Origin of the sequence: Actinomadura monticuli, assembly GCF_041463655.1 — a bacterium.
GTDB classification, from domain to species: Bacteria; Actinomycetota; Actinomycetes; order Streptosporangiales; family Streptosporangiaceae; genus Spirillospora; species Spirillospora monticuli.
The window spans coordinates 157784-174090 of the sequence record NZ_JAXCEI010000006.1 but is presented as its reverse complement, the minus strand read 5'-3'; the positions used below and the strand labels follow the sequence as shown (position 1 = coordinate 174090).

The following is a 16307-nucleotide window of genomic DNA, read 5'->3' as shown; positions in this document are numbered from 1 at the left end:
TGCCTCCCGAGACGTGCCCCCCTCTCGGAAGGTAATGCGTGACCACAGCTGCCGCTGAACAGAACCCGTCCATGCCCGCCACCGCGGACGAGGGACAGGTTCCCACCTTCGCCGAGCTCGGCATCCCGCCGGTGCTGGTGAACGCCCTGGAGCGCCAGGGCATCGAGGCCCCGTTCCCCATCCAGGCCGCCGCGATCCCCGACATCATGGCGGGACGCGACGTCCTCGGGCGCGGCAAGACCGGCTCCGGCAAGACCCTGGCGTTCGGCCTGCCGCTCCTCTCCCGCCTCTCCGGCCGCAAGGCCGCCCCGAAGCGTCCGCTGGCGCTGATCCTCGTGCCGACCCGCGAGCTGGCCCAGCAGGTGCAGACCAACCTGGAGCCGCTCGGCCGCGGCCTCGGGCTGCGCTTCAAGACCGTCATCGGCCAGACGTCCATGTTCAAGCAGATCGACGCGCTGCGCCGAGGCGTCGAGGTCCTCGTCGCCACGCCCGGCCGGCTGAAGGACCTGATGCGGCAGGGCGCCTGCGACCTGTCCGACATCGAGATCGCCGTGCTGGACGAGGCCGACCACATGGCCGACATGGGCTTCCTGCCCGACGTCACCGACATCCTGGACGCCGCCAAGCGGGACGGCCAGCGCCTCCTCTTCTCCGCCACCCTCGACAAGGACGTCGACGTCCTCGTCAAGCGGTACCTGAGCAACCCGGTCACGCACGCGATCGGCCCGGTGGACGAGTCCGTCGACACGATGGACCACCACCTCCTGCTCGTGGCGCCGAAGGAGAAGAGCGCCGTCACCGCCGAGATCGCCAACCGCGAGGGGCGGACGATCCTGTTCGCCCGCACCAAGCACGGCGTCGACCGGCTCGCCAAGCAGCTCGTCCAGGCCGGCGTCCGCGCGGCGGGCCTGCACGGCGGCAAGAGCCAGGGCCTGCGCACCCGGACGCTCGCCGAGTTCCGCGAGGGCTCGATCAGCGTGCTGGTCGCCACCGACGTCGCCGCCCGCGGCATCCACGTCGACGACGTGACTTTGGTCATGCACGTCGACCCGCCCGCCGACCACAAGGACTACATGCACCGCGCGGGACGCACCGCCCGCGCCGGCGAGCGCGGCACCGTCGTCACGCTCGTCCTGCCGCACCAGGTGCGCTCCACGTCCGCGATGACGCGCCGCGCCGGGATCAACGCGCCCCGCACCCGCGTCACCACCGGCGACGCGGAGCTGGTCAAGCTGACCGGCGCCCGGCCGCCGTCCGGCATCCCGATCGAGGAGCCGCTCATCCCCGAGCGTCCGCGCCGCGAGGGCGGCCGGGGCCGGCAGGGCGGCGGCGGACGCCGCCGGGGCCCGCGCTCCTTCGACCGCCAGGACGGCGGGCGCCGCCGCGACGGCGAGCCCGCCCGCGGCGAGCACCGCGCCTACTCCGGCGGCGAGCGCCGGGGCGGCGGCCCGCGCACCGGCGGCGGCTCCCACGGCGCACGCCGCGGGGCCCCCTACAACGGCGGCGAGCGCCGCGCCGCCCGCTACAACTGACCGACGCGCAGAAGCCCCGTCCGGCACACCCGGGCGGGGCTTCTCGCATCTTCGTTGACCTGCGGCGAGTTGTTGTTATGGACGCCCCCGAACCAACAACACGCCGCAGATCAACGTCGTTCAGCCGGCCTCTTCCTGGAGGGTGCCGTCCTCGGCGCGTGCCTTGGACTCCTCGCGGAGCTTGTCCTGGAGGATCTGGAGGCCCTCCAGGCCGTTCACGGAGAGGGCGGCGAGCTCGTCCAGGGACATCAGCGGGTCGTTGCGGAGCGGCGGCTGCCAGCCGTTCTCCTTGTCGTGGCTGCGCAGGATCTTCGCGGGGACGCCGCCGATGACCGAATGGTCGGGGAACTCGCCGCGGACGACCGCGCCGCCCGCGACGGCGACGTTCCGGCCCAGCCGGGTGCCCGGCAGGATGATCGCGCCGGTGCCGATCCAGCAGCCGTCGCCGATCACGACCGGGTTGTTCTCCGGCCACTGCCGCCCGATCGGCACGTGGACGTCGCCGTAGGTGTGGTTCTGGTCGGTGATGTAGACGTTCGGGCCCGTGAAGACGTCGTCGCCGATGTCGATGGACTGGTGCCCGACGATGTGGGTGCCGCGCCCCAGGGAGCAGCTCGCGCCGATCCGGACGATGACGTCCGGGCCCAGGTCGAGGCCGGGGACGAAGCCGGCGGAGATCGTGACGTGCGTGCCGACGAGGGTGTGGTCGCCGATCGATATCCACGGCTCGCCGTAGATGGAGCCGACCGGGAAGCCGATGCAGGCGCCCTCGCCGAGGTAGGCGAACTTGCGCCGGCCCGGAGTGTGCGGCGTGATCTCGCCGTGCCGCTGGACCCATTGCCAGGCGTGGTGCACGGCCGTGTGCACGCCCTGGCGCGCCCGCCGCCCAGCGCGGGCCGCCAGCACCTGCCCGAGGGAGCGCTTCGGCGACATGGCGTTACCGTACCGGTTGGTAGCCCCGCTCGTGCACCGCGGTGGGCCCCTCGCACGGCGAAGGGCCCGGCCGTCACCGGCCAGGCCCTCCGATGTGCGCGCGCTAGTGCGGCGAATGCACCTGACCGTCGACATCGGCGCCGGAGACCGTCATGGAGTCGGCCGAAGTGGCGTCCTCCGCATGCTCACCGGAACCCTTGGTCATGTCGCGGATGACGCCGCGCCGCGTCGCGACCACACCGGCCGCGCCGACGGCGGCGACGACGCCCATCATCGCCATGAGCGTGCCGCGTCCGGGTCCGGACCGCTTGGGCGGCTCGACCTTTCCGGCGACATCGCTCAGGAACGTGCTCACCCGCGGGGCGAGCCCGGACTCCACGTACCGGGCCGCCCGCCGGAGCCTCGGTGCGCTCCAGCCGCGGACGACCATGAGCCGATCCTCCGCGACGGGCGCGATCCGCCCCGCCGCGTTGGAGGCGCTCTGCCGGCACACCTCGGCGCCCTGGCGGGCCGCCTCCTGGACGCGGTCGAACCGCGAGAGGACTTCCTCCTGCGGCTTCCGGCGGATACTGATCATTAGGGACACGCTAACCTCCCTGTTTGCGAGGTCCTGTCATGCAGCCTTCCCAGGGATCGGGAGGTAAACCCTGCGGGCGTGACCACCCGTGCACGCCCGGTAGTCGATTTGCGCATGACCGAGACCGTAACGTGCAGAGCTCAGACATCCACCTCACGAGGAGGCGGCCAGCGTGGCCAACGAGATCTTCGCGACGCTCAACACGTCGCTCGGCAAGATCGTGATCCAGCTCTACCCGGAGCACGCGCCCGAGACCGTGGCGAACTTCGTCGAGCTGGCGGAGGGCACCCGGACCTGGACCGACCCGCGCACCGGGCAGAAGTCCGACGCCCCGCTCTACAACGGGACGATCTTCCACCGCGTCATCGACCAGTTCATGCTGCAGGGCGGCGACCCGCTCGGCACCGGCACCGGCGGCCCCGGCTACCAGTTCAAGGACGAGTTCCACCCGGACCTCAAGTTCAACCGCCCGTACCTGCTGGCGATGGCGAACGCGGGGCCCGGCACCAACGGCTCCCAGTTCTTCATCACGCTCGACGTCGGCCACACCCAGCACCTGACCGGACGCCACACCATCTTCGGCAAGGTCATCGAGGGGACGGACGTCGTCGACCGCATCGGCAAGGTCGAGACCGGCCGCAACGACCGTCCTAAGCAGGACGTCGTCCTGCAGACGGTGACGATCGAGCGCCGTTAGACGTTCCTACGGTGAGAGCACGCGACGGGCGACCGCCCGCATCGGGCGCCGCCCCCGCCGGGTGACGCCCGCACCGTCCACACGGAGCCTGAGATGAGCACAGACCACAGTCCCGCTCCCGAGACCTCGGTGCCGACCTGCTACCGGCATCCGGGGCGCGAGACGTATGTGCGCTGCACCAGGTGCGACCGCTACATCTGCCCGGACTGCATGCGGGACGCGGCGGTCGGGCACCAGTGCGTGGAGTGCGTCGCCGACGGCAACCGGGGCGTCCGCAGGGCGGTCCCCCGGACGCCCGTGGGCGGGCGGGCCCCCGCGTCCGCCGTGCCGGTCGTCACGTACTCGCTGATCGGCCTGTGCGTGGCGGCCTACCTCGCCGAGCTGGCGTCCCAGCGGGTCGTGTGGGAGTTCATGATGCTCGGCCGCGCCCTGCTGCCCGACGGCAGCGTCGGCGGGGTCGCCGAGGGCGAGTGGTACCGGCTGTTCACCACGATGTTCCTGCACCAGCGCGGCGGGACGTTCGGCATCACCCACATCCTGTTCAACATGTGGGCGCTGTGGGCCGTCGGCCCCGCGCTGGAGCAGATGCTCGGACGGTGGCGCTTCCTGGCGCTCTACCTGCTGTCCGGCCTCGGTGGGTCGGTCCTGCTGTACCTGGTCGGCGCTCCGGGCTCCTCGGCGGTCGGTGCGTCCGGCGCCATCTTCGGGCTGTTCGGCGCGTACTTCGTGATCGGCCGCAGGCTGGGCGGGCCGGTCGGGCCCATCGTGGTGCTGCTGGTGATCAACCTGGTGATCACCTTCTCGGTGCCGGGGATCTCCTGGCAGGGCCACGTCGGCGGGCTCGTGGTCGGCGCGGTGCTCGCGGCGGCGTACGCGTACGCTCCCGCCGCGCGGCGGCGGCTGTTCCACATCGGGGCGCCGCTGCTCATGCTCGTGCTGCTGGCGGCGCTCGTGGTGGTCAGGACGGCGGAGCTGAGCCCGTCGGTGTAGCAGCGCCGGCGCGGACGCCGTCCACCCGCGACGGCGTCCGCGTCGCCGACGCGCCAACTGTGGAAAAGACCTGTGGAAAACCTGGGGAAAGCCGGGGTCCGAGATCCCCGACCTGTGGATAACCGGCCGTCAGCGCCAGCGGGTCGACAGCACCACGCCGAGGATGATCGCCGCGAAGCCGATGCCCAGGTTCCAGTTGTGCAGGTCGGTCATGTACGGCACGTCGGTGCCGGTGCTTGCCGTCACGTAGAAGACGGCGATCCAGATCAGGCCGATGAGCCACAGACCGACCATCGTGGGCACCAGCCAGCGGGGACTGACCTCGGGCGCCTTGGACTTCTGCGGCGGCGTGTAGACGGCCTTCTTGCGCACTTTGGACTTGGCCACGGTGGGATCGTTCTCCTCGTGCGTCCGGCGGCCGGAGCGCCGGACCGCGCATGGGTGTTTTGTCGGTTAGCGTAGTCGCTGGTGACCACTGTCTGATGAGCAGATTCTCGATGAGCAGCGTACGGCGTTCGGCGTGGGGAAGCATCATCCCAGCTCTCACGCTCCTCGCGGGGACCCTGTTCGCGGCGAGCGCGAGCACGGCGCGCGGCACGAGCCTGCGCGAGGAGGGCCGCACCAGGATCACCGAGCTCATCACCGCCGAACAGCGTCGCGGCCACGAGGAGCGCGCCGAGTACCGGCGCCTCCGCGACCAGGTCGACCGTATCTCCCGGGAGGCCGGACGTCACGACGCGCGCGTGAAAACCGCGCGGGCGGAGGCCGACCGGCTCGCCGCCGGCGCCGGGTTCACCCCGCTGACCGGCCCCGCCGTCAGCGTCATGCTGGACGACGCGCCGCTGCCGAAATCGGACGATCCGCCGCACGGCGTCCGCCCCGACGACCTCGTCGTCCACCAGGCGGACGTCCAGGCCGTCGTCAACGCGCTCTGGGCGGGCGGCGCCCGCGCGATGCAGATCATGGATCAGCGGGTCATCTCGACGAGCGCGGTCCGGTGCGTGGGCAATACCCTGATCCTCCAGGGCGTCGTGTACTCCCCGCCGTACCGGATCACCGCCGTGGGCGACCCGGTCCGGCTCCGCGCGGCGCTCGGCGCGTCCCCCGAGATCGCCGTCTACCGCAAGTACGTCCGCGCGTACGGGCTCGGCTACTCGGTGCGGACCCTGGAACGGGCCGCGCTGCCGCCCTACACCGGCAACGTGACCATGAAGCACGCCACGGTGCCGCCCGCGGCGCGACGAGGGCCGGGCGGCTGACCCCGGCGAGTGAGGAGGACGCGCGTGCGGACGGTGCTCCGTGGCGTGGGCGAGCTGTGCATCACCGCCGGCCTGATCGTCATGCTGTTCGTCACCTACGAACTGTGGGGCACCGGCCGGTACACCCAGGGCCAGCAGGACCGCCTCCAGGACGAGATGCTGAACGGCTGGCGCGCCGCGAAGGTCACCACCGAGAAGGTGAAGCTCGGCGAGGGGCTCGCGATGATCCGCATCCCCCGGTTCGGCAAGGACTACCGCTTCGTCGTGGTGGAGGGCGTCACCCGCGCCGACCTGCGCAAGGGCCCCGGCCACTACCCGGGGACCGCGCTGCCCGGCCAACTCGGCAACTTCGTCGTCTCCGGCCACCGGACGACCTACTCCGCCCCCTTCAACCGGCTCGGCGAACTCGACCGCGGCGACCGGATCCTCATCGACACCCGCGATCGGCAGTACGTCTACCAGGTCACCGATCGCACGATCGTGAAGCCGTCCGCGACCGACGTGGCCGCGCCCGTCCCCTTCCACCCGAAGCGGCGGCCGACCGAACGGCTCATCACCCTCACCACCTGCCACCCCAAGTACTCCGCCGCCGAACGAATGATCATCTTCGGTGAGCTGGCCGAGACGCTGCCCCGCGTGCGGCCCGCCGCCGGAAAGTAGGAGGTCCCGTGTACGCCTGGATCTGGCGCCGTCTCCCCGGCGCGTGGCCCGCCAAGACCGCCGCCGCGGCCGGCATCGTGATCGCGGTCGCCGCCGTCCTCTGGTACGCGCTGTTCCCGCAACTCGAAGCCAAGATCCAGTTCGATCACGGCGTCGTCCAGACCCCGGCTCCGTCCGCCACGCCGGGCGGCTGACCCGCACCCCGGCGGCGAGTTCAGAGATTTCGGTTGAAATCCGTAACGTCCTAGGGCCGCGTGACGAAGACCATAACGAGGGCTTCCGCCATTGCCCCCGAGTGGCGGAAGCCCCGTTTCATGCCCGGCCCAGCCCCCTTGGCGCAGCCCCGCCATCGCGCGGGCCGACGGCAAGCGAAGGGCCCCGGTCTCCGCGCTGGAGACCGGGGCCCTGTCGCTCGCGCGGCCCCCGACGTTCACGGGCCGCTCACACGACTCAGCCCTGGCCGTCGCCCGGGAAGCCCGGGACGGTCGGCGTCGGCTGGGTCGGCGTCGGCGGCGGCTTCTCCGCCACGAAGATCGTCACCGTGTCGCCCGGCGCGACCGTCGTGTCCGGACCGGGCTGCTGGTCGTAGACGATGCCCGGCGCGACCTGCTTGTCCGGCGGCGGCGTGCCCTTCTGCACGTTGCACTTGAGCCCGAGGCCCTCCAGCTTGCCGCACGCCGCCCGCTGGCTGTTATTGAACAGATTCGGCACCTTTAGGTTCGTCGGCCCGTTCGAGAACACGACCGTGACCGTCGACCCCTTCGGCGCCTTCGTGCCGCCGGCCGGGTCGGTGCTGATCACGTTGAGCCGCGGGACGGTGTCGCTCGACTCCGCCCTCCGCTCGACCTCGAAGCCCTTCGCCTCCAGCAGCTTCTTGGCCGTCGAGTACGGCTGCCCGGCCACGTTCGGGACCTCGACCTGCGTCGGCGGCTTCTCCCCCTTGGAGATCACCAGCGTCACCGTGGAGCCCTTGGCCGCGTTCGTGCCCGGCTCCGGGTCGGAGCTGATCACGTTGCCCTTGCGGATGTCGTCGCTGAAGTCCGACTTCGGCTCGCCGACCTGGAAACCGAGCTTGGTGAGCTGCGCCGTCGCATCGGCCTGCGACACGTTGATGATGCTCTGCGGGATCGCGACCTGCGCGTTCTTCTCGCCCCCGCCGCCGCTCAGCATCCAGCCGATCAGCGCCGCGCCGCCGATGAACAGCACGGCGAGGCCCACCCACAGCGCCGCCTTCCTGCCGGCGCCGCCCTGCTCGGGGAGATCGTCGTCGTAGTGGGCGGGCGGCAGCCGGTAGTCGTCCGGCGGGCGGCGCACCTGCGTCGCGCCCGGCGGGTAGGCGCCCATCATCTGGGTGCCCTGCGGCGCACCGCCCATCAGCATCGTGGACGCCGCCGTCGACGCCACCGGCTGCCCCTGCAGGACGCGCTGGATCTCCTGCCGGAACTCCGTCGCGTTCTGGTAGCGGTGGTCGGCCTCCTTCGCCATCGCCTTCAGCACGATCGCGTCCGCCCACTGCGGGATCTGCGGGTCCACCTGCGACGGCGGCACCGGCTCCTCGCGGACGTGCTGGTAGGCGATCGCGACCGGGGAGTCGCCGGTGAACGGCGGCTTGCCGGTGAGCAGCTCGTACAGGACGCAACCGGTCGAGTAGATGTCGCTGCGGGCGTCCACCCGCTCGCCGCGCGCCTGCTCGGGGGACAGGTACTGCGCGGTGCCGATCACCTGGGCGGTCTGCGTCATCGTGGCCGCCGAGTCCGCCATCGCGCGGGCGATGCCGAAGTCCATGACCTTGACCTCGTGCTGCCGGGTCAGCATCACGTTGGCCGGCTTGATGTCGCGGTGCACGATCCCGCCGCGGTGGCTGTAGTCCAGCGCGCGCAGGATGCCGTCGGTGATCTCCAACGCCTTGTCGGGCAGCAGCGCGCGGTTCTCCCGCAGCAGGTCGCGCAGCGTGCTGCCGTCCACGTACTCCATCACGATGTACGGGATGGACGTGTCGCCGATCATGTCCTCGCCGGTGTCGTACACGGCGATGACCGAGGGGTGGTTCAACGACGCGGCCGACTGGGCCTCGCGCCGGAACCGCGCCTGGAACGTGGGGTCACGCGCCAGGTCCGACCGCAGCGTCTTGACCGCGACCACGCGATCCAGGCGCCGGTCTCGGGCACGGTAGACCTCGGCCATGCCGCCCCGCCCGATCACCGACTCGAGCTCGTAGCGGCCGCCGAGCAGCCGAGGTTGACTCATATGTGCACTTTCCCTCGTACGTCTACACCTTGTCCTCCGAACCTAGCCCCCCGCTCTGGATCGGCGAGGGCGCCGGGCTCGAAGTTGACGGAGTCGTGGTGCTCCCCGTCGGTGTGGGTGTTGGCTCTGGGACTGTGGGCGTCGCCCGGGGCGAATTCATGGATGGCTTGTGTGAAGGAGACGTTCCGGACGTCATCCGCGTTGACGGACGGATCCTATGCGTCCGGTGGCGTGGGGTGACAGCCGGCCGCCGCGGACTCCGGACCACCCGGCGCTTCGGCGGAGCGCTGGGACGGGCCGCGGGGTCGTCCGCGAAACCGCCGCCGACCGGGCTGGTGACCGGGGTGGCGGGCGGATCCCGCTCGTCCTCGCCGGATCCCGCGAAGGCGAACCCCTTCCACAGGGAGCCGACCACGATCACGCAGACGAGCACGAGCACGGCCGCGGCCGACGCGTACGCCACCATCGTGCGTCGTTGCACTGTCCCGTTGGTGAGGTTATCCGCCGCCGGGTCAGCGTCAAATCCCGACATAGGGGCCGATTGCGTAACGATGGGATCTCTGCCGGGGACACCCGCGGCCGCGTCGACGGCCCGGCGCATGGTCAGCGACGCGCGGACCGCCAGCGCCCGCGCCGCGACCGTCCCGGCGTCGCGCGGACGGGCCAGCGGATCCTTCGCCAGCATCTCCATGACCAGCTCGCGCGCGGCCGGCGGCACCCGCCCCGGCAGCTCCGCCGGCGCCACCCGGACGTGCTGGAGCGCCACCTCCACCGGCGTCGACCCGTCGAACGGCGGCGCGCCCGTCAGGCACTCGTAGGCCACCACGCCCAGCGAGTACAGGTCCGCCTTCGGCGACAGCTCCTTGCCCTGCGCCTGCTCCGGCGAGATGTAGTGCGCCGTCCCCATGACCATCCCGGTCTGGGTCTGCGACGCCGCCGCCAGCCGCCGGGCGATCCCGAAGTCGGTGATCTTCACGGTGCCGTTCGGGGACACCATCAGGTTCGCCGGCTTGATGTCCCGGTGCACGATCCCGGCCTCGTGCGCCACCGTCAGCGCCCGCCCCACCTGCACCACCAGGTCCAGGACGGCCTCCAGCGCCAGCCCGCCGTCGCGTGCCAGGATCTCGTCCAGCGGCTCGCCCGCCACCAGCTCCATCACCAGGTACGTCCGGCCGCTGTGCTCCCCGAAGTCGAACGCCCGCGCGATCCCCGGATGCCGCAGCTCCGCCGCGAACCGCGCCTCCGACTCGAACCGGTCGCGCGCCCGCATGTCCGAGCCGAACTCCAGCCGCAGCAGCTTCACCGCGACCGGCCGGCCCGACCACTCGTCCGACGCCCGCCAGACCTCGCCCATCCCGCCGGTGGCCAGCCGCTCCAGCAGCCGGTACCGATCGCCCAGGACGAGGCCCGTGCTCACTTCTGCAGGACCTTCGCCATGATCGCCCCGGCGATCGGGCCGGCGTTCCCGGCGCCGGAACCCTGCGCCTCGGTCATCACGGCGAACGCGTAGCGCGGGTTGTCCGTCGGGCTGAACCCGACGAACCAGTTGGCGTTCGGGTTGCCCGGGCCCTGCTCGGCGGTGCCGGTCTTGCCGGCGATCCGCATGCCCTGCAGGTTCTTCGCGGTGCCCTCGGTGACCACCGCGCGCATCATGTCCTCGAGCTGCCCGGCCTGGTCGCCGGTCATCACCTTCCCGAACTCCTTCGGGGACGCGCCGTACAGCTCGCTCTGGTCCTTCGCCCGCACCGTCTGCACCACGTACGGGTTCATGATCTTGCCCTCGTTGGCGACCGCGGCGGCGACCATCGCCATCTGCAGCGGCGTCGCGCGCACGTTCTCCTGGCCGATACCGGACCGCGCGGTCCCGTCCTTGCCGGTCGGGGTGGTCTTGCCGGTCGCGTCCGTGTAGGCCACCGGGACGTCGCTCTCCGCCGTGTAGAAGTCCGGCTCCAGCTCGATCCGCTTGCCGAACCCGAACTTCTCGGCCCCGTCGTGCAGGCCCTGGATGCCCATCTCCAGCGCCATCTTCGCGAACGTCGTGTTGCAGGACTCGGCGAACGCGCCGAGCAGCGGCGCCGAACCGCCGCAGTTGCCGCTGTCGTGCGAGTTCGGCAGCGGGCGCCCCGACTCCGGCAGGACCAGCTGGCCCGTGTCGACGGTCGAGGAGCTGTTGATGCCGAGGTTCTGCATCGCCAGCGCCGCCACCAGCGTCTTGAACGAAGAGCCGGGCGGGAACGTCTGGCTCAGCGCGTTGTCGACCAGCGGCTTGATCACGCCGTCGCCCTTGTCGAGCTGCTCCAGCCGCTTGCCGCCCTTCTCACCGGTCTGCGGCGCCACCTCGTTCGGGTCGAACGACGGCCACGACGCCGCCACCTTCACCGCGCCCGTCTTCACGTCGATCACCACGGCGCCGCCGCGGCGGCCCGGCTGCGTCCGCGCCTTCAGCTGCGCGTACGCCGCCCGCTGCGCGGCCGGGTCGAGCGTCAGCTCGATGTTCGCGCCGTCGGCCTTCTTGCCGATGAACACGTCGAACCAGTGCTGCTGCGTGATCCGCTTGTCCTTGCCGCCGAGCAGGGAGTTGTAGGCCCGCTCGACCTGCGTGGCGCTGCCGTTGAAGTACCCGGTGACCGGGGCGAAGACCGGCCCGTCCTTGTAGGAGCGGCCGTACTTCGGGTTGTCCTTCCCGGTCTCCTTGGACGTCACCAGCACCTCGCCGCCCGCGGAGATCTGGCCGCGCGGCGAGTTGAACACGTCCGCGTACTGGCGGCTGTTGTTCGCGTCGGTGCGCAGATCCTCCGCCTGGCTGCCCTGGACGTAGTTGACCTGCGCCATCAGCCCGAAGAACAGCAGCATCGCGAAGATCGCCACCCGCCGAACCGGCTTGTCCATGTTCATAGGGGGGAAGTCACCTCGTGCTCACGATCTGGGTCATGCCCTCGTCCTGGATCGCCTGCGGGGCCGGCTTGCGCGCGTCATGGCTCATCCGCACCAGAATCGCGATCAGGATCCAGTTGGCCATCAGCGACGAACCGCCCTGCGACAGGAACGGCGTCGTGAGACCGGTAAGCGGGATGAGCCGTGTGACGCCCCCGACGATCACGAAGACCTGGAGGGCCAGCACGAACGACACGCCGCCCGCGAACAGCTTCAGGAACGGGTCCCGCGCCGCCACGGCCGTCTTCATCCCGCGCTGCACGATCAACGCGTAGATCAGCAGGATCACCATCAGCCCGGTCAGCCCGAGCTCCTCGCCCAGCGAGTCGAAGATGAAGTCGCTGAACGACAGCGGCGTCCGCCACGGCTCGCCCTGGCCGAGCCCGGTGCCGAGGACGCCGCCCTGGCCGAGCGCGAACAGCCCCTTCATCAGCTGCGCGCTGTCGGAGTACTCGCCGCCCAGGTTCGCGCAGGCGGTGAAGCCCGGCGAGATGACGCCCGGCTTGTCGAACCTCTTGTAGATCTCGGTGTTGGGGTTGACCGGGACGACCTTGCCGCTCTCCAGCAGGCAGCCGCCGTCGAAGTACGGCTTCGGGTTCTGCCAGATGTCGATCCGCTGGTTCACGTGGCCCATGAACGGCAGCAGCGTCGCGATGAACACGCCCACCGCGAGCAGCCCGACACCGATGACCACCCAGGAGATCCGCTGCGTCGCGATGTACAGCATCGACACGAACAGGCCGAAGAACAGCAGCGCGGTACCGAGATCCTTCTGCATGAACAGCACGCCCAGGCAGAAGAACCAGATCACCATGATCGGGCCGAGGTCGCGTCCGCGCGGCAGGCTGACCGGGCCCACCTTCTTGCCGATCAGCGACATCGCCTGCCGCTTGTTCACCAGGTAGCCGGCGAAGAACACGACCAGCAGCAGCTTCGCGAACTCGCCCGGCTGCACCGAGAACGGCCCGAGGTGAATCCACACCCGGGCGCCGTTGATCTCCGCGCCGATGCCCGGGACGATCGGCAGCAGCAGGAGGATCACGGCGGTGAGGCCGATCAGGTACGTGTAGCGCTGCGCCGTCTTCGGGGTGAACGACAGCGGCGCGTCGGTCTTGTCGGTGTCGCGCATGATGACGACGGCGCCGACGAACAGGACGATGCCGACGAACGTCCACATCAGCTGGCTGGGCGCGTCCGCCGCGTCCTCCAGCAGCTTCTTGCCCGCCGCGGCGGACGCCTTGCGGTCGGCGCTGGTGTCCAGGTCGAGCCGGTAGATCATCGTCAGCCCGATGCCGTTCAGCGCGACGGCCAGCGGCAGCAGCAGCGGGTCGGCGTACGGGGTGAACTTCGCCTGCGCGAAGTAGGCGATGAACGCCAGCACCGCGAGACCGCCGCCGTACACGAACAACCCGGCGGGGATGCTGCGGTCGCGGGCCAGCCCGACCTCCGCGAACGCCGACAGCGTCAGCACCATCGCGAAGATCAGCAGCGCCAGCGAGGCGCCGTTGCGCTGCTGGTAGGGCAGCCGCGCCCTGATCTGCTCCCCGAGCGAGTGCACTACGAGCTCCCACCGTTGGAGGGACAGTCCTTGGGCTTGCCCGGCTCGTTGTTCACGCACTGGTCGCGGCGCTTCGCCAGCGCCAGCAGCTCCTGGTCGGCCTTGGCCTTGCCGATCATCGCCGGGGTGCCCTTCGTGATCCTCGTGGCGTCCGACCGGGGCAGCTCGCTGAGCTGGATGTCACTGGTCACGGCCGTGGCCTGCTTGCAGTTCTGCTGCCCCCTGCCCCGTACGACGGCGACCTTGCCGCCCTCCTGGACGAGGGAGTACTTACAGACCGCGTCGGTCAGCTTCTTCCAGTCCTTCGGGCCGTCCACGACGTAGGTGGACTGGACCCGCTGCCGGACGTCCTCGGGAAGGTCGCTGAGCAGGATCTGCGGCTGGGGCTGCTTGTCGGCCTTGCGGGAGAGGTCGAGGCCCACCACGCTCTGCGGCGTCCCCCGGAACAGGACGGCGCTGTCGCCCTCCGCACCGATGTAGTAGCCGTTCCGGACGTTCTGCACGAGCACGAACCCGCCCGCCACCACGCCCACGACGACCACCCCGGCGACGACGACCAGCCACGTCCAGCGGCGGGCCCCGCCGCGCCGCGGCTTCATCGGCGCCTGCTGCATCGGCGCCGGCGGCCCGCCCATCGGATCGGCCATCGGCGCCGGAGGCGGCGGACGCTCGTCCACCGCCACGGGCGGCTGCGGCCGCGTGTCGCGCAGCTGCGCCGCGCGGCCCGCCGGAGTGTCCGCCACCGTCGTGTTCGCGCCCGGACCGCCGCCCGGCGGATCCGGCGGCGCGGCGTTCGCCGCGGCGCCCACCGCGTGGCCCGGCCCGCCCGTCGGCGGCCGCCGCTCCAGATCCACCACGTCGGCGACCACGCAGGTGATGTTGTCGGGCCCGCCGCCCCGGTTCGCCAGGTCGATCAGCTGCCGGACGGCCTGGTCCGGCTCGTCCACGTCGGTCAGCACCTGGAAGATCGTCTCCGCCGTGACGACGCCCGACAGGCCGTCCGAGCACAGCAGGTACCGGTCGCCGACCATCGCCTCGCGCAGCGACAGGTCGGGGTCGACCTCGCCGCGGCCGTCCAGCGCCCGCAGCAGCAGCGAGCGCTGCGGGTGCGACGCAGCCTCGTCCGGGCTGATGCGCCCCTCGTCCACCAGCGACTGGACGAGCGTGTGGTCGTGCGTGATCTGGAACAGGCTGCCGTCGCGCAGCAGATAGGCGCGGGAGTCCCCGATGTGCACCAGCGCGACCTGGTTGCCCGCCCACAGCATCGCCGTCAGCGTCGTCCCCATGCCCTGCAGGGCCGGATCCGACTCGACGATGCGGCTCAGGTTGTCATTGGCCGTCTTGACGGTGTGCTCCAGCGCGGCGAGCAGTTCCGTCGCGGGCAGGTCCTTGTCGAGGGCGCGCAGCGCCTCGATCGCCGCGGCGCTCGCGATCTCGCCGCCGACGTGCCCGCCCATCCCGTCGGCCACCGCGAGCAGATGCGCGCCCGCGTACGCCGAGTCCTCGTTGCCCTCGCGCAGCATGCCGACGTCGGAGCGCGCGGCGTAGCGGATTCCCAGAGTCATTTGCGCAGCTCGATCACGGTCTTGCCGATACGGACCGGTACGCCCGGCGGGACCGGCATCGGCCGGCTCACCTTCGTGCGTCCGAGATACGTCCCATTGGTCGAGCCGAGATCTTCCACGATCCACTGACCGTCCTGCGCGAAAAGTCGGGCATGCCGGCTCGAAGCGTAGTCGTCGGTCACGACCAGAGTGGCGTCATTCGCCCGGCCGATGGTGATGGGCACACCGGTGAGGTCGATGACGGTGCCGGCCCGTTCGCCCTGCACCACCACCAGCTTCGTCGGGGCGCCGTGCTGGGCGCTGCGCTGCTGCCGCTGCGGCTTCGGCTGCCTCGCCGGTTTGGGGGGCCGGGACGGGGACGGGCGCGCCGCCTTCGCGGCCGCCTTCGAGCCGAACAGGTCGGCCCGGATCACGCCGACGGCCGCGATGACGAACAGCCACAGCACCGCGAGGAACGCCAGCTTGATCAGCGTGAGGGTGAATGGGGACATCGGAGTCGGGGTTACTCCCTATCGCGGCGGAACACAAGGGTTGTCCGGCCCATCGTGACCCGGGAGCCGTCCACCAGCGTGACCCGCCGGATCGGCTGCCCGTTCACGAACGAGCCGTTGGTCGACCCTAGATCCACGAGAGCGATTTCGGGACCTTCTACGCGGATCTCGGCATGGTGCCGAGACACGCCCGGATCGACGAGACGGAGGTCGCAGTCGGTGCCGCGACCCAGCAGAGTCACAGGTGTGTTGATCTCATAGGTGCGCTGAGTCGTGTCCGAACCCTCCACCGCCGTCGTCACCAGCAGCCGCGGATGCCCCCCGAAGACACCGCCCCGGCCGCCCTGCGGAACGTCGCTCACCGGCCGGCGGATCTCCCCGCCCTCCACCGTCGAGCCCCGGATCACCCCCGACCGGATCCGGAACATGCCCGTGGCGAGATCCCCCGCGTTCTCGAACCGCACCCGCACCGGCCCCACGAAGGAGTACCCCTGCTCCTTCGCGTACTCGCGCGCGAGGTTCGCCAGCTCCTGGCTCAGGCTGTCGGCGTACACCTGCAGCCGCTGCCCGTCCTGCTGAGAGATCTCCACGACGAAGTCGTTGGGCACGAGCGTCCGGCCCTGCGCCACGATCGCCGCCCTATCGTCCATCTCGCGCTGCACAGCACTGGCCACCTCGACCGGCTGCAGCTCGGACTTGAACGCACGGGCGAAGGCCCCTTCGACCATGCCCTCAAGCCGTCGCTCGAAGCGCTGAATGACGCCCACGGGCACCTCCCTTCCCCACTGGTAGACGATCGTATCGGTGCGAAGGTTCGCGCGGCGTATCTGGATACCTAACCACTGCCCCCTACGTGCTAGCCTT

16 protein-coding genes are annotated in these 16307 nt (G+C 70.9%); 6 read left to right on the top strand and 10 right to left on the bottom strand.

From position 1 onward, the window contains the following. The first annotated feature begins 38 nt into the window (after window positions 1-38). Complete coding sequence (locus SM611_RS15350; RefSeq protein ID WP_371950204.1) at window positions 39-1532, top strand: DEAD/DEAH box helicase; 1494 nt, start codon at window positions 39-41, stop codon at window positions 1530-1532. A gap of 120 nt (window positions 1533-1652) precedes the next feature. Here the strand turns inward: SM611_RS15350 and SM611_RS15345 are convergent, their stop codons facing one another. Together SM611_RS15345 and SM611_RS15340 are read right to left on the bottom strand one after the other, a co-directional pair. Next, window positions 1653-2465: an acyltransferase gene (locus tag SM611_RS15345; RefSeq protein ID WP_371950203.1), complete on the bottom strand. Its 813-nt coding sequence runs from the start codon at window positions 2463-2465 to the stop codon at window positions 1653-1655. A gap of 103 nt (window positions 2466-2568) precedes the next feature. Then, entirely contained in the window at window positions 2569-3042 is a 474-nt protein-coding gene (locus tag SM611_RS15340) for a hypothetical protein (RefSeq protein WP_371950202.1), read from the bottom strand. A gap of 172 nt (window positions 3043-3214) precedes the next feature. On the opposite strand from SM611_RS15340, the gene SM611_RS15335 reads away from it, so the two are divergent. Both SM611_RS15335 and SM611_RS15330 read left to right on the top strand, forming a co-directional pair. After that, the gene (locus tag SM611_RS15335) at window positions 3215-3739 is read left to right on the top strand and encodes a peptidylprolyl isomerase (RefSeq protein WP_371950201.1); all 525 of its coding nucleotides are present in this window, start codon (window positions 3215-3217) and stop codon (window positions 3737-3739) included. A gap of 93 nt (window positions 3740-3832) precedes the next feature. Then, window positions 3833-4729 (top strand): rhomboid family intramembrane serine protease, encoded by an 897-nt coding sequence (locus SM611_RS15330; protein WP_371950200.1) that lies wholly within the window; start codon window positions 3833-3835, stop codon window positions 4727-4729. 129 nt (window positions 4730-4858) lie between these two features. On the opposite strand, the gene SM611_RS15325 is transcribed toward SM611_RS15330, so the two are convergent. Beyond that, a complete protein-coding gene (locus SM611_RS15325; protein WP_328360073.1) occupies window positions 4859-5116 on the bottom strand; it encodes a cell division protein CrgA in 258 nt (85 codons plus the stop codon). 110 nt (window positions 5117-5226) lie between these two features. Here SM611_RS15325 and SM611_RS15320 point away from each other — a divergent pair, with 110 nt between their 5' ends. Genes SM611_RS15320 through SM611_RS15310 form a run of 3 tightly spaced genes read left to right on the top strand, consistent with a single transcriptional unit; the run spans window position 5227 to window position 6842 of the window. Further along, on the top strand, window positions 5227-5988 hold the full coding sequence (locus SM611_RS15320) for a DUF881 domain-containing protein (RefSeq protein ID WP_371950199.1): 762 nt from the start codon (window positions 5227-5229) through the stop codon (window positions 5986-5988). A 24-nt stretch (window positions 5989-6012) separates the two neighbouring features. Next, window positions 6013-6648, top strand: coding sequence for a class E sortase (locus SM611_RS15315; protein ID WP_371950198.1), 636 nt, complete (start codon window positions 6013-6015; stop codon window positions 6646-6648). Between the two features lie 8 nt (window positions 6649-6656). Beyond that, window positions 6657-6842, top strand: coding sequence for a hypothetical protein (locus SM611_RS15310; protein WP_371950197.1), 186 nt, complete (start codon window positions 6657-6659; stop codon window positions 6840-6842). A gap of 256 nt (window positions 6843-7098) precedes the next feature. Here SM611_RS15310 and pknB read toward each other — a convergent pair whose 3' ends face one another. Genes pknB through SM611_RS15275 form a run of 7 tightly spaced genes read right to left on the bottom strand, consistent with a single transcriptional unit; the run spans window position 7099 to window position 16210 of the window. Then, the gene (gene pknB / locus SM611_RS15305) at window positions 7099-8895 is read right to left on the bottom strand and encodes a Stk1 family PASTA domain-containing Ser/Thr kinase (RefSeq protein ID WP_371950196.1); all 1797 of its coding nucleotides are present in this window, start codon (window positions 8893-8895) and stop codon (window positions 7099-7101) included. A gap of 22 nt (window positions 8896-8917) precedes the next feature. Continuing rightward, a complete protein-coding gene (locus tag SM611_RS15300; RefSeq protein WP_371950195.1) occupies window positions 8918-10312 on the bottom strand; it encodes a serine/threonine-protein kinase in 1395 nt (464 codons plus the stop codon). Next, window positions 10309-11784 (bottom strand): penicillin-binding transpeptidase domain-containing protein, encoded by a 1476-nt coding sequence (locus SM611_RS15295; protein ID WP_371950194.1) that lies wholly within the window; start codon window positions 11782-11784, stop codon window positions 10309-10311. Before SM611_RS15295 ends, SM611_RS15300 begins: the two co-directional genes overlap by 4 nt. A gap of 16 nt (window positions 11785-11800) precedes the next feature. After that, entirely contained in the window at window positions 11801-13387 is a 1587-nt protein-coding gene (locus SM611_RS15290) for an FtsW/RodA/SpoVE family cell cycle protein (RefSeq protein ID WP_371950193.1), read from the bottom strand. Then, entirely contained in the window at window positions 13387-14952 is a 1566-nt protein-coding gene (locus tag SM611_RS15285) for a PP2C family protein-serine/threonine phosphatase (RefSeq protein WP_371950192.1), read from the bottom strand. Before SM611_RS15285 ends, SM611_RS15290 begins: the two co-directional genes overlap by 1 nt. Further along, a complete protein-coding gene (locus SM611_RS15280) occupies window positions 14949-15443 on the bottom strand; it encodes an FHA domain-containing protein FhaB/FipA (protein WP_371950191.1) in 495 nt (164 codons plus the stop codon). Before SM611_RS15280 ends, SM611_RS15285 begins: the two co-directional genes overlap by 4 nt. 11 nt (window positions 15444-15454) lie before the next feature. Beyond that, complete coding sequence (locus tag SM611_RS15275) at window positions 15455-16210, bottom strand: FHA domain-containing protein (protein WP_067627928.1); 756 nt, start codon at window positions 16208-16210, stop codon at window positions 15455-15457. Between the last annotated feature and the right edge of the window lie 97 nt (window positions 16211-16307).

Bases quoted from the DNA above. Each gene is read 5' to 3' on its own strand.
- SM611_RS15320 (WP_371950199.1), top strand. From the start codon at position 5,227: ATGAGCAGCGTACGGCGTTCGGCGTGGGGAAGCATCATCCCAGCTCTC.
- SM611_RS15285 (WP_371950192.1), bottom strand. From the start codon at position 14,952: ATGACTCTGGGAATCCGCTACGCCGCGCGCTCCGACGTCGGCATGCTG.
- SM611_RS15295 (WP_371950194.1), bottom strand. From the start codon at position 11,784: ATGGACAAGCCGGTTCGGCGGGTGGCGATCTTCGCGATGCTGCTGTTC.
- SM611_RS15330 (WP_371950200.1), top strand. From the start codon at position 3,833: ATGAGCACAGACCACAGTCCCGCTCCCGAGACCTCGGTGCCGACCTGC.
- pknB (WP_371950196.1), bottom strand. From the start codon at position 8,895: ATGAGTCAACCTCGGCTGCTCGGCGGCCGCTACGAGCTCGAGTCGGTG.
- SM611_RS15345 (WP_371950203.1), bottom strand. From the start codon at position 2,465: ATGTCGCCGAAGCGCTCCCTCGGGCAGGTGCTGGCGGCCCGCGCTGGG.
- SM611_RS15340 (WP_371950202.1), bottom strand. From the start codon at position 3,042: ATGATCAGTATCCGCCGGAAGCCGCAGGAGGAAGTCCTCTCGCGGTTC.
- SM611_RS15280 (WP_371950191.1), bottom strand. From the start codon at position 15,443: ATGTCCCCATTCACCCTCACGCTGATCAAGCTGGCGTTCCTCGCGGTG.